The following is a 12,490-nucleotide window of genomic DNA, read 5'->3' as shown; positions in this document are numbered from 1 at the left end:
CCGGGTGATACAACCTCAGGTCTTGTGTATCACCCGGGACGAGCAGAAGTAACCCTTCACTTATCAGACGGTGAAGACGATCTTTCCGAACAGCCCGCCCTCGTGCATGGCGGCGAACCCGTCGCGGGCCTCGGTCAGCGGCATCGTCCGGTCGATGGCCGGCCGGACCCCGGTCTGCTCCAGGAAGACGGCCAGGCGCCGGAGCTGGTCGCGCGTGCCCATGGTGGAGCCGACGACCGAGAGCTGGAGGAAAAAGACCCGGTTGAGATCGGCCGACGGGACGGCGCCGCTGGTGGCTCCGGACACCACGATGCGTCCGCCGGGCTTGAGCGACTTGAGCGAGTGGTCCCAGGTGGCCTGGCCGACCGTCTCCATGACCGCGTCGACCCGCTCCGGCAGCCGCGCGCCCGTCTCGAAGACCTGGTCGGCGCCGAGCTTGAGCGCCTGCTCGCGCTTGCCCGCCGAGCGGCTGGTCGCCCAGATCCGGTAGCCGCCCGCCCGGCCGAGCGCGATCAGCGCGGTCGCGACCCCCCCGCCGGCGCCCTGGACGAGCACGGTCGCGCCGGGCTGCAGACCGGCCTTGTCGAACAGCATCCGGTAGGCGGTCAGCCAGGCCGTGGGCAGGCAGGCGGCCTGCTCGAAGGTCAGCGCGGCCGGCTTGGGCACCAGGTTGCGGCGAGGCACGGCGACCCGCTCGGCGAACGTGCCGTCGTGGACCTCCGACAGCAGCGTGCGCTTGGGATCGAGCGTCTCGTCGGCGCCGGTGCCGATCACCGAGTGCACGATGACCTCGTTGCCCTCCTCGTCGACGCCTGCCGCGTCGCAGCCGAGCACGATGGGCAGCCGGTCCTGCCTGATGCCGACGCCCTTGAGCGTCCAGAGATCGTGGTGGTTGAGCGCGGCCGCCCGCACCGAGACGGTCGTCCAGCCGTCCGGGACCTGCGGCTCCGGGCGCTCGCCGAGCGTCAGCCCGGCGAGAGGGTTGTCGGGATCGGTCTGTGTGGCGGTTACGGCGAACATGGCCGCACCTTACTTCAGCGTGATCCGGATCTCCTTGACGGCCTGCTCAACGAACGACGGCGAGCCGGCGGCGGCGATCTGCACGTCGCCCCTGCACACGCTCTGGGCCGGTCGCCCGCGCCGGTCGATCAGGATCGGCGCCTTCGCGGCCTTGGCGCAGCCGGGTGCCGGGGCGAACGTCACGATGTCGCCGGTGACCCCGCCGAACCAGAGCTGTGGCCCGATCGGCTCGCCCCGCATGGTCTCGCCCGGCTTGGCCAGCCGGACCGGGCCGTCGCCCGTCAGGACGAGGTAGCCGTTCTTGGTGAGCCTGCCGCGCAGGTGTTCGGCCGTCGCCATCCGCTGCTCGAAGGTCAGCCCCTCGGGCCGGTCGTAGAGCGCCAGCCGCCACGGCCCGAAGGAGAACAGCAGCACCTGCCCGTACGAGCCGCTGCCCGGCTGGCGCGGCCAGAGCTGGACGTTGGGAGTGAGCTCCCTGATCGGCTCGCCTCCCTTGGACACCTCGACCTCGCCGCCGTAGGGCGCGGACAACCGGCGGTATTGGCCGTCGATCCAGACTCCCTGGGACGGGCGCGACCCCAGCTCGTCGAGCGCGAGCCGGGCGGGGTAGCGGATCTCGGCCCGTGCCCCGTGCGGGAAGACCACCTGGATGATCTCGTCGTCGCCCTTGGCCGCGGGCTTGGCGTAGAGGACGTTGGGGGCGCTGTCGCGCAGTGTGCGCAGCGACTGGACGGGAGCGGGCACCGCCTCGAGCTGCGGATCGGGCCGGGGATCGGGGTCGCGGCTGGCGAGCAGGCCGACGACGGGGATCGCCAGGAGCGCCAGCAGAATCACGAACCCGAGCCACCTGCGGCGGCCGCGCTCGCCCACCTCGATGACATCGAACTGATCGGCCACGACGTTCCTTGCCGAGTTTGCCTGGCGTTTGCGCCCTGGCCCTCAGTTCAGTTGAGGGGCGACCGCCAGCGCAACCCCTCGAACCGGGCGAAGTCCTTGTCACAGGTCACGAATTCACAACCATGCTCGATGGCCAGCGCCGCCAGATAGGCATCGGGCACGAGGTTGCCCGTCGCCCCGGCCGTCCGGCAGAGGCGCGTGAAGATCTCCCAGTGCCTCTCCTCGCCGGTGACCAGCACGGCATGTGGCTGATTGCGGTAGGAATCGGCGAACGTCACGGCCCGTTGAAGTAGATCGGGATGGAGATAGATCCGGCGGTTGGTCACGATGCGGATGAAGCCGTTGACCACGAAGTCGCTCACGGCATAGCTCGACTCCCCGTTGATCATGTCGTCGATGAAGGCCAAGTGGCGATCGTGGTCAGGCGCCTCCCGCCGGAAGGCGTTGACGAGAACGCTGACGTCAGCGAGCAACATCACCCGTCATCCTCTCCGCGTCGTCGAGATCCCAGGCGATGTGCTCCAGCTTCTCGCCCGCATCGAGCCTGGCCTGGACGTCGGGCTGGAAGCCGACCGGCTGGTCGGAGACGATCAGCTTCACGCGGGGCCGTCGGGCCGCCTCCGTGGAGCGGTTGAGTAGTTGCCGCAAGGCATCCTCCATCACCGAGGTGAGACTGCGTCCATTGCGTGCCGCGTACGCCTTCGCCTCGTTGAGGAGTGCTTCGTCGATCCGCACCGTGGTCCTCCGCATGGCACCAGCATCCGCGCCTGACATAAAAATGTCAATGGCTGACAGTAGTCATGCGCTCACAATCTTTGCACAGCCTTTCCCCTTACCAGCGCGCCACATTGACCTTGCCGTCGGAGGCCAGCGTCACCGCCTGCCCGACCAGCTCGCGCGACTCGGCGTCGGCCAGCAGGGCGGGCTCCAGCACGAGCGCGTGGGCCCGGCCGCCGCCCGGCAGGTCCACGACGAGGATCCCCTTCTCGGCCGCCCCGTCGCGCCCGTGCGCCACCGTGTATCCGGCGACCACGGCGGGACCGTCGTACAGGGAGACGATCTCCACCGGTTCGGCGGTGTGGACGGGCGCCGCGTCGCCCAGAGCGCCGCCGGGCTCGCTGGACCAGACGGCGTAGGTGTGCTTGGTCAGGTGCATTCCGACGCCGGTGACCAGGCCGTGGCCCGACTGCGCGCGCAGCAGCCCGGCCATCGTCGCGGTCGAGTGGAGCACGTAGTCGCTGGCCGGCCCGCCCGCGTACGGCAGGCCGCCGGTGACGGTGAGCCCGCGCGGGTCCGTCGGGTCGAGCTTGATCGCGTCACAGGCCTGCCGCAGCGCGATCGCGAAGCAGCTGTAGAGGTCGAGCGCGTGCATGTCGTCGAGCCCGAGCCCGGCCCGTTCGAAGGCGGCCTCGGCGGCCCGCGCGATGGCCTGCGACGAACCGAGCGCGGGCCGCGCCGCCACCTCCCAGGTGTCCTCCGCGTACGCCCAGCCGCGCAGGTAGACGCGCTGGTCGCGCGGCACGCCGAGCCGGTCGGCCAGCTCGGAGCTGACCAGCACGACGGCCGCCGCCTGGTCGACCTCCATGACGGCCACGGTGTCGCGTGTGTACGGCCAGCCGACGAACCGGCTGCCGGTCACCAGTTCCTCCGGCGCGCGCACGGTGCGCCGCCACGCGTGGGGGTTGGCGGCGGCCACCTCGGTCATCGGCGCCATCATCCGGCCCCGGTCGGCCATCTCCTCGGCCACCGACCAGCCGAGCGCCGCCCGGCGGGCCGTCTCCATGATCGCGTAGGTGTGCACCGGGAGGAACAGCTCGTGGGCCAGCTCGGCCGGGTGCGGCGGGCGTTCCCAGCCGTAGGGCGGTTTGGGGTCGGCCGGATGGCTCCACGGCATGTGCTCGCCGGCCTTGCGGTAGGCCCGGCGGGTGGCCAGCGCCTCGGCCCCGGCGACCAGGGCCGAGTCGAGCTCGCCCGCCGCGATCCTGGCCGCGGCCTCGCCGATGAGCAGGTGCGGCGCCGTGCCGCTGACGCGGGAGTAGGCCCGGTGGCGCGGGGTGGCGCCGAGGCGCTCGGCGAGCCGGCCGACCGGGGAGTCGTACTGCCACGAGTCGGTGTAGACGAGCTGGATCGAGTCGAGGCGTTCGGCGGGCAGCCGGGCTTCGCGGGCGGCCTGGCGGGCGACCTCCTCCCACAGGTCGAGTGGTTCGGGGCCGGGCTGGTCGCGGACGGTGCGCTGGGCCGCGCCGACGAGACAGGGGGTGCGTGGATCCATGCCGCCATCTAACCAGAATAAGATTCGGTTGATAAGCAGTGGCCATTGATGAGTTCTGTTACCGGTGTTGCCCGACGCGCTCTGATCAACAGAGTTACCACTGATGCCAGATGCAATTCTAAACCCGCCTGACCTGCGGAAATGCTTTTTCAGAATACATGCGGATCAGTTATCTCTATAACGGAATGGAACCGGGCCATGCTTTTTCGCGTCGTTTCCTGGCCGCCGCCCTGCGCCATTCATTAGCGTTCCGATCGTTTTCCTGGCCCACCGGGGCGCAGTACCCCGCTCTGGGCCGCCGAGAACTGAGAGGAGCTCCATGTATTCCCGAGCAAGGCGCATCGCGGTCCCGTTCGCCGGCCTGGTGGCCGTCGGGCTGACCGCGGGAACGGTCAGCGCGAGCGCGACGGCACCCTCAGACGTCGTCTCCAAGAACGCGGCGACACCCGCCTCCCAGGCCGTGCAGTTCTGGACCCCCGACCGGATCAAGCAGGCCACGGACCACGACGACGCCCTCGACGCGACCTCCAGGGGCGTCAAGGGCACCAACTCCACCCCCGACGGCCCGCCCGGCTCCGTCCCCCCGATCGGCGAGGAGAAGACCAAGACCGTCAAGAGCAAGCAGGTCAACCTGCCCAACACGGTCGGCCGCGTGTTCTTCACGCTGCCGGGGGCCAACCCGAGGGACCCGAAGAGCTGGAGGTACTGCTCGGCGAGCTCCGTCCAGGGCAAGTACCGCAACCTGGTGGCCACCTCGGGTCACTGCGTCTACGACATCAAGACGAACCGCTTCTACGACAACTGGATCTTCATCCCGTCGTACTGGGACGGCAAGAACGTCTGGGACGGCAAGGCCCCCTACGGCATCTACGCCGCCAAGACGTTCAACGCGCACGACGACTTCGTGGTGAAGGAGGACTACGACTTCGATTACGCGTTCGTCAACGTCTACAACGGCATCAAGGTCAAGTGGGAGAAGGTCGGCGACCGGTGGCGCTGGACGAAGCAGAACGCCGGCCGCCTCGGTGACAACGTCGGCGGCCAGGGCTTCACCTGGAACCGCAGCACCAAGGCGAACGTCTTCTCCTTCGGCTACCCGGCCGGCGAGCACCCCGACGGCGACAAGCCGTTCACCGGGCGCACGATGAAGTGGTGCTACGGCAAGACGACGCCGATGCCCGCCGCGCCGAAGTACAACCTGCAGGAGCACATCGGCTTCAAGTGCGCCTTCACGGCCGGCGCCAGCGGTGGACCGTTCCTCTACAACTACAAGAACTCGACCCGCACCGGTTACCTGATCGGCGTCAACAGCGTGGCGTGGGACACCGACGGCAACGACCGCTACGACCACATCTCGTCCCCCTACTTCAACACCGACACCTACAACGTCTACAAGGCCGCCGCGAACCGGTGGACCGGCAACATGCCGTAACCCGCCCCTCCGCCGACACCCCCGGGGCCCCGGTCCTGCCTTAGGGCCGGGGCCTTGTCGCAAGGAGGATCGGCGCCGGCCAATAATGATCAAGAAAGCCCTGAATGCCATACGGGAATGGCCGTCGAGAGAGCGCAACCGGTATGCTGACCTGCGGCGATGGCGATCACCTAAGTCCTGGCGGAACTATCCGGATGGATGCCTTGACGGCATCCTTATGGGACGGAAGTCACTCTTGATCCGATAACAAATCCCCATCCCGGCTGCAATACAGTGTGTTGATCTGCAAAAATCCAGCCTTACACCCCCAATGAAAGGCATTTGATGATCCCCCGGGCCAGGCACCTGGTAGCGGCCGCGCTCAGCGCGCTGCTCGTGCTGCCCGCCTTCGGGGGAAGCGCCTCGGCCGACGGCTGGGTCTACTCGGTCACACTGGCCAAGACCGCGGCCGATGTGCAGAGGGTGGCCGCCTACTGGAAGCCCGAGCGGCTCAAGCAGGCCGACAGCTACAGCCCCGCGACACCGGGATCGCAGTCCGCGCCCGCCCCGACCTCCGCGGCCGGGGCCAGTGCCGGGCCCAGCGGCCAGGCCGCCTCGGCCAAGAAGTCCAGGACCACGGTCACCGTGCCCGCCGCCCTGCCGCAGCAGGCGACGGCCGCCCGGACCATGGGCAAGGTCTTCTTCCGGTTCGGCGCCAAGGAATACTGGTGCTCCGCCAGCGCGGTCGCGGCCAAGAACCGCAGCGTCGTCGCCACGGCCGGGCACTGCGCCTACGACTCGCGGCAGGCCAAGGCCGCCGAATACTGGATCTTCGTCCCCAACCCGGGCCCCAATGGCGAGACGCCCGACGGGATCTACGTCGGCGCCGCGATCACCATGCACGAGCACTGGCCGGGCAAGGGCGACTACGACTACGACTACGCGTTCGTGACCGTCCACCGGGGCTTCACCTGGACGACGAAGAGCGGCCGGCTGGCCATGCAGGACACGGGCAGGCTGCAGGACAAGGTCGGCGGCCAGGGCCTCGCCCTCTCCAAGGGGGTCGGCAACAGGATCACCGCCTTCGGCTACCCGGCGGGCCCCCAGCCCGACGGCAGCCGCCCGTTCAACGGCCGGACCCTGCAGTCGTGCACCGGCGGCACCCGGTGGACCGTCGCCCCCAGCCTCGACCTGCAGTACGGCGTGCAGCTCCAGCCGTGCAACTTCAGCGCGGGGGCCAGCGGCGGCGCCTGGCTGATCGGCTACCAGGCCGCCAAGGGGGTCGGCAGCCTCAACGGGGTCAACAGCCTGACCTGGAACCGTGACGCCAAGGGCGCCTACGACGCGGTCTCCTCGCCGAACTTCACGGCCGCCACGGGCGAGGTCTACAAGCGGGCCGCCTCGCTCACCACTCCGGCAAATGTGACGTAAGTTACACGGAGCGTCGCGTCGCCTCCGGTGATCAGCCCAGACCACATCTCGGGACGATCACAGCCGCGTCCCGGGCGACCAGGCCGCTCCCGGCGAAATTCACAAGATCAAAGACGTGGCTGTAGGTTCCGGGCTGACCGTTTGCCGAATATGAGCATCACTCGGCGCAAGGCGAAGCCTGGAGTTACCTTGAAGCGCATCCTTCTCCCAGCCGGTGGTGCCGTGGTGGCGACCGGCCTGCTGGCGGCCGGTCTCGCGGGCGCCGCGCAGGCGCGCGGTGACCTCGCCACCGACCCGATGGCACGCGACAGCGCACAGGCCTCCTCGGTCGCGTCGTTCTGGGCGGCGGCGGGCGGCGCCGCGCTCCGCTCCGCCTCGGCCTACACCTGGGACGCCAAGGACGTGCGGAAGGTCGTGTCCAAGGGCGGCGTCAACCCTGACGGTGGCCCGGACAGCGCCGCCCCGATCGGCGAGGAGCGCCAACCCGTCGCCAAGGTGCAGAACGTCAACCTGCCGAAGACGATCGGCAAGGTCTTCTTCGTCGACGGCTCCGGCAAGTTCCGCTGGTGCTCGGCCACCTCCGTCCGGTCGAACTACCGCAACCTGGTCGCCACCGCCGCCCACTGCGTGTACGACACCGACGGCGACAGGGACACCCTGGCCAACTGGATCTTCGTGCCCGGCTACTACCAGGGCAAGGCCCCGTGGGGCATCTACGTGGGCAAGCAGGCCTTCACCCACCACGACTTCGACGTGTACGAGGACTACGACCGCGACTACGCGTTCGTCACCGTCTACAACGGCATCGCGTTCGACGGGGCCAAGCAGGTGGACCGCAAGGAGTATCAGCGCTTCAGCGGCCCGAAGCGCAGCTGGGGCAAGCGCTACTACCTCCTGCCCGCCAAGGACGTGGGCCGCCTCGGCGACAACGTCGGCGGCCAGGGCGTCTCCTGGAACCAGCCCGCCGGCGGGCAGGTCCGCTCGTTCGGCTACCCGGCCGCTCCGCACCCCGACGGCGACAGGCCGTACACCGGCGTGACACCGAAGTGGTGCCACGGCAGGACCACCGCCAAGGCCGTGGGCGCGCCGTGGCTGAAGATCCAGGAGCACGTCGGTCTCAAGTGCGCCGTCACACCCGGCCACGACGGCGGCCCCTGGCTGCGCGACTACAGCAACAGCAGGCGACTCGGCTACGTCAACGGCGTCACCAGCACGTTCGCCGACCAGGACGCCAACGACCGGATCGACCACATCACCTCGCCGTACTTCGACGGCGAGACGGCCGCGATCTACAACGCGGCCAAGAACGTGTGGTCCGGCAAGATCGTCGGTCGCGACGGGGAGCTGTACAAGTAGACGCGCCCACCGCGAGAAGGGGGTCCGGCTTCGGCCGGACCCCCCTTCTTTTTCGCGCTCCCGTTCGGGTACGGCGTCACCCGGGAGGGCGCGGAACCCCCCTCCGGAGCACGACTTTCAAGATCGATAACGCCAAGAGGCGAGATTAGACGGATCTAGGACTCGATTTGGTTCCTGTGATCTAAGTCACATTTGACTGCTCGCTCTGAGTAGCCCGGCGGTTACCTCGCATTTGCGCCATCCGCCACACCCCCGACATGCCCAGCGAAAACGCAGCGAGATGATCACCGTGAGCGAAGATCTCTGACTGGTAACGGAACGGTCACGGGGGTTGGGGTTCCATCCGGATCCGGCAAACCAGCTTTTACCTGCAAAGATCGCCGCGCTATGTTCCTTGCTATCCCTTTACTGACGCATGGGACGCAAGTTGCGACCCACGACAGAGCAAGGAGCAGTTCCCTTGAAGCGCATCCTCATCCCTGCCGGTGGCGCCATCCTGGCTACCGGCCTTCTGGCCGCCGGGCTCGCCGGCGCCGCCACGGCCGCCAGCGACGTCGCCTCCGACCCGATGGCGAAGAGCGCGGCTGACGCCAAGGCCATCGCCCAGTTCTGGGCCGACTCCAACGGTGCGGCCCTCAAGGCTGCCACTCAGTCCAACATCTGGGACAACAAGGACGTCGCCAAGCTCAAGAGCAAGGGCGGCTACAGCCCCGACTCCAAGGCCGGCTCCGCCGCGCCGATCGGCCAGGAGAAGAAGCCCTCCACCAAGACGCAGAACGTCAACATGCCGAAGACCATCGGCAAGGTGTTCTTCGTCAACGGCAAGGGCGAGAAGAAGTGGTGCTCCGCCACTTCGATCCAGTCGAAGTACCGCAACCTGGTCGCCACGGCCGGCCACTGTGTGTACGACACGCAGTCCAACGCCGACACCATGACCAAGTGGGTCTTCGTGCCCGGTTACTACCAGGGCAAGACCCCCTGGGGCATCTACGTCGGTAAGCAGGCCTTCACGCACTACGACTTCGACGTGTACGAGGACTACGACCGCGACTACGCGTTCGTGACCGTGTACAACGGCATCCACCTGGGTGGCGGCAAGGCGAAGCAGGTCTCCAAGGCCGAGTTCGAGAAGTACCAGGGCATCAAGGACGCCAAGGACGTCGAGATCACCCGGGCCGAGTTCCGCAAGTGCAAGCTCGACCCGACGTCGATCGAGGCCTGCTGGGCCAAGAGGGGCACGGACGCGGAGCCGACCGGCCCCGACTACCCCGGCGCCGAGGTCACCAAGGTCGAGGTCTCCGCCGAGAAGTACAAGGCGGCTCGGGTCGGCAAGGGCAACGGGTTCAAGTTCGGCGAGCCCGTCGTCGAGATCGTGACCGCCACCGACGCCGCCAAGTACAAGAAGCTCCAGGAGGGCGACGCCGAGAAGTACCCGGCGACCGTCAAGCAGGACCCCCGCGGCAACTGGACGATCACCCACTACTACACCCAGCAGTGGTACAAGCCGGGCACCGCCACCAAGTTCTACAAGACCGTCTTCTACATCATCGAGGGCTACGCCAAGGACGCGGGCCGTCTCGGTGACAACGTCGGCGGTCAGGGCGTCGCCTGGAACCAGCCCACGGGCAAGTACGTCCGCGTGTTCGGCTACCCGGCCGCTCCGCACCCCGACGGCAACAAGCCCTACACGGGTGTCACGCCGAAGTGGTGCTACGGCAAGACCACGAAGAAGCTGGTCGGCTCGGCCGCCAAGAAGATCGAGGAGCACGTCGCGCTCAAGTGCGCGATGACCGAGGGCGCCGACGGCGGCCCCTGGCTCTACAAGTACAACAACTCCAAGCGTCTCGGTTACGTGAACGGTGTCACCAGCACCTTCAACGACCAGGACGGCAACGACCGCGTCGACTACATCTCCTCGCCGTACTTCGACGGTGAGACCGCGGCGATCTACAAGGCCGCCTCGAACGTGTGGTCCGGCAAGATTCTCTGAGTCGAGATTCTCTAAGTAACGCGTAGCGACCGGCCTGGAGCCGATCGTGTGAGTGTCACTCGCGAAGGGCCCGGCATCGCCGGGCCCTTCGTCGTGCCCGGCGGAATGTGAAGGGCCGTTGGACGCACGCCGCGCGCATCCGGTGCCATGAAGTCTGTGTGATCTGCGTCACACCAGGCGCCGCGACGCCGGGCGGACACCGCTGCCGTCACGGCAGTCACACTGACAACTTCCTTATGTTGATCTGGGAAAACGGACGCGTCAGGCACTTCCGGCAAGTCACCAGCAATGGCCTCTTAAACATCACAGAAGCATCACGGCCCACGAGACGCATCTTTTCCCTTCAAACCAGCTACCGCACCCCAAGATCGACACTGTATGTTCCTGGCTATCCCTTTACTGACGCATGGGACGCAAGAAGCGTTCCACGACAGACCAAGGAGTTACCTTGAAGCGCATCCTCCTCCCCGCCGGTGGCGCCATTCTGGCCACCGGTCTCCTGGCCGCCGGCCTCGCCGGTACGGCTCAGGCGCAGAGCGACGTCGCCAGCGACCCGCTCGCCAAGACGGAAGCTCAGGCTGCGGAGACGCTGGACTTCTGGTCCAAGTCGAACTACGCCGCTCTGAAGAAGGCCGTCGCTTTCAACCCCGACGCCCTCGAGGTCAAGAAGATCAAGAGCGGCGGCGGGTATAGCTCCGACACCAAGCCGGGCTCTTCCGCCCCGATCGGCGAGGAGAAGAAGGCCGCCGTCAAGACTCAGAACGTGAACCTGCCGAAGACCATCGGCAAGGTTTTCTTTGAGTGGAAGGACGGCAACCTGTACTGGTGCTCCGGCACCTCGATCCAGTCGCAGTACCGCAACCTGGTCGCCACGGCCGGTCACTGCGTCTACGACATCGCCGGCAACGACGAGGTCGTGTCCAAGTGGGTCTTCGTCCCGGGCTACTACCAGGGCAAGGCTCCTTGGGGCCTGTACATCGGCAAGCAGGCGTTCACGCACTACGACCTTGACGTGTACGAGGACTTCGACCGCGACTACGCGTTCGTGACCGTGTACAACGGCATCGGCGGCACGCTGAACAAGCCGAAGCAGGTCACCAAGGCCGAGTTCGACGCCTACAAGGGCGAGAAGTTCGCCAAGGACGTCGAGGTCTCCCGTGACGAGTTCCGCAAGGGCCGTCTCGACCCGAAGACCGCCGAGTACTACTGGCGTCAGCCGGGCGTCCCGTCCGAGGTTGTCGGCCCCGACTACCCCGGCGCTGAGGTCTCCAAGAAGGAAGTCACCAAGGAGGTCTACGACGCCGCCAAGGTTGGCAAGGGCACCGGCTTCAAGTTCGGTGAGCCCGTCACCGAGCAGGTGACCAAGACCGAGTACGACGCGTACAAGGGTCTCGGCACCAAGAGCGAGGACAAGCGCGGGAACTACTTCATCACCTCGTACTACGTGCAGGAGTGGTTCAAGCCGGGCACGGACAAGAAGTTCTTCCGTACCGACTTCTTCATCGTCGTGCACGAGGTCAAGGACGTCGGTCGCCTGGGCGACAACGTCGGTGGCCAGGGTGTGGCGTGGAACCAGCCGGGCGGCAAGTACGTCCGTACCTTCGGTTACCCCGCGGGCCCGCACCCCGACGGCAACAAGCCCTACACGGGTGTCACGCCGAAGTGGTGCTACGGCAAGACCAACAAGAACGTGCTGCAGGTCCCGTCCCGCAAGGTCGAGGAGCACCAGTCGTTCCGTTGCGCCGTGACCGCTGGTTACGACGGTGGCCCCTGGCTGTACAAGTACAGCAACGCCAAGCGTCTCGGCTACGTCACCGGTGTCACCAGCCTCATCGTGGACACCGACGGCAACAGCCGTTACGACACGATCACCTCGCCGCACTTCGACGGTGAGACCGCCGCGATCTACAAGGCCGCTGCGGCCTCGTGGTCCGGCAAGCTCATCCCGTAGTTCGCTGCGGACCGAACGACGACCTAGGTCGGAGTTCACCTGCTTCACCCGAAGGGCTCGGCTTCTGCCGGGCCCTTCGGCCGTTATTGGACTTTGTTCTCAAGGCCTTACCTGTGTGATCAGTGCGCCGATAGGGTCCTTACGCCAGACTTGTCCCCGTTG

General features: G+C 67.2%; 10 protein-coding genes. 5 read left to right on the top strand and 5 right to left on the bottom strand.

The features are described 5' to 3' along the window. Positions 1-63 precede the first annotated feature (63 nt). The 5 genes from AB0C16_RS30245 to AB0C16_RS30225 form a co-directional block, all read right to left on the bottom strand. Complete coding sequence (locus AB0C16_RS30245; protein ID WP_357687716.1) at positions 64-1,020, bottom strand: zinc-binding dehydrogenase; 957 nt, start codon at positions 1,018-1,020, stop codon at positions 64-66. A 9-nt stretch (positions 1,021-1,029) separates the two neighbouring features. Next, the gene (locus tag AB0C16_RS30240) at positions 1,030-1,917 is read right to left on the bottom strand and encodes a hypothetical protein (protein ID WP_357687714.1); all 888 of its coding nucleotides are present in this window, start codon (positions 1,915-1,917) and stop codon (positions 1,030-1,032) included. A gap of 47 nt (positions 1,918-1,964) precedes the next feature. Beyond that, the gene (locus AB0C16_RS30235; protein ID WP_357687713.1) at positions 1,965-2,393 is read right to left on the bottom strand and encodes a type II toxin-antitoxin system VapC family toxin; all 429 of its coding nucleotides are present in this window, start codon (positions 2,391-2,393) and stop codon (positions 1,965-1,967) included. Continuing rightward, positions 2,380-2,652, bottom strand: coding sequence for a hypothetical protein (locus tag AB0C16_RS30230; protein ID WP_357687711.1), 273 nt, complete (start codon positions 2,650-2,652; stop codon positions 2,380-2,382). Before AB0C16_RS30230 ends, AB0C16_RS30235 begins: the two co-directional genes overlap by 14 nt. 97 nt (positions 2,653-2,749) lie before the next feature. After that, entirely contained in the window at positions 2,750-4,189 is a 1,440-nt protein-coding gene (locus AB0C16_RS30225) for an acetyl-CoA synthetase (protein ID WP_357687709.1), read from the bottom strand. A gap of 319 nt (positions 4,190-4,508) precedes the next feature. Between AB0C16_RS30225 and AB0C16_RS30220 the strand changes: the two genes are divergently transcribed. From AB0C16_RS30220 to AB0C16_RS30200, 5 genes are all read left to right on the top strand, one after another. Beyond that, the gene (locus tag AB0C16_RS30220; RefSeq protein WP_357687707.1) at positions 4,509-5,621 is read left to right on the top strand and encodes a serine protease; all 1,113 of its coding nucleotides are present in this window, start codon (positions 4,509-4,511) and stop codon (positions 5,619-5,621) included. 324 nt (positions 5,622-5,945) lie between these two features. Continuing rightward, the gene (locus AB0C16_RS30215; RefSeq protein WP_357687760.1) at positions 5,946-7,031 is read left to right on the top strand and encodes a trypsin-like serine protease; all 1,086 of its coding nucleotides are present in this window, start codon (positions 5,946-5,948) and stop codon (positions 7,029-7,031) included. Positions 7,032-7,220: 189 nt separating this feature from the next. Further along, positions 7,221-8,387 (top strand): hypothetical protein, encoded by a 1,167-nt coding sequence (locus AB0C16_RS30210; RefSeq protein ID WP_357687705.1) that lies wholly within the window; start codon positions 7,221-7,223, stop codon positions 8,385-8,387. Positions 8,388-8,847: 460 nt separating this feature from the next. Beyond that, complete coding sequence (locus AB0C16_RS30205) at positions 8,848-10,377, top strand: hypothetical protein (RefSeq protein WP_357687703.1); 1,530 nt, start codon at positions 8,848-8,850, stop codon at positions 10,375-10,377. 448 nt (positions 10,378-10,825) lie between these two features. Next, positions 10,826-12,328: a hypothetical protein gene (locus AB0C16_RS30200; protein ID WP_357687701.1), complete on the top strand. Its 1,503-nt coding sequence runs from the start codon at positions 10,826-10,828 to the stop codon at positions 12,326-12,328. The last annotated feature ends 162 nt before the right edge of the window (positions 12,329-12,490 follow it).

The sequence above is a fragment of the Nonomuraea sp. NPDC048916 genome, from assembly GCF_040649575.1.
Classification (GTDB): Bacteria; Actinomycetota; Actinomycetes; order Streptosporangiales; family Streptosporangiaceae; genus Nonomuraea.
Note: the sequence above shows the minus strand (reverse complement) of the source record. Positions and strands in the feature narration are given on the sequence as shown.

Excerpts from the sequence above, each read along its gene's own strand:
- AB0C16_RS30245 (WP_357687716.1), bottom strand. The coding sequence starts at position 1,020 with ATGTTCGCCGTAACCGCCACACAGACCGATCCCGACAACCCTCTCGCC.
- AB0C16_RS30235 (WP_357687713.1), bottom strand. The coding sequence starts at position 2,393 with ATGTTGCTCGCTGACGTCAGCGTTCTCGTCAACGCCTTCCGGCGGGAG.
- AB0C16_RS30225 (WP_357687709.1), bottom strand. The coding sequence starts at position 4,189 with ATGGATCCACGCACCCCCTGTCTCGTCGGCGCGGCCCAGCGCACCGTC.
- AB0C16_RS30220 (WP_357687707.1), top strand. The coding sequence starts at position 4,509 with ATGTATTCCCGAGCAAGGCGCATCGCGGTCCCGTTCGCCGGCCTGGTG.
- AB0C16_RS30215 (WP_357687760.1), top strand. The coding sequence starts at position 5,946 with ATGATCCCCCGGGCCAGGCACCTGGTAGCGGCCGCGCTCAGCGCGCTG.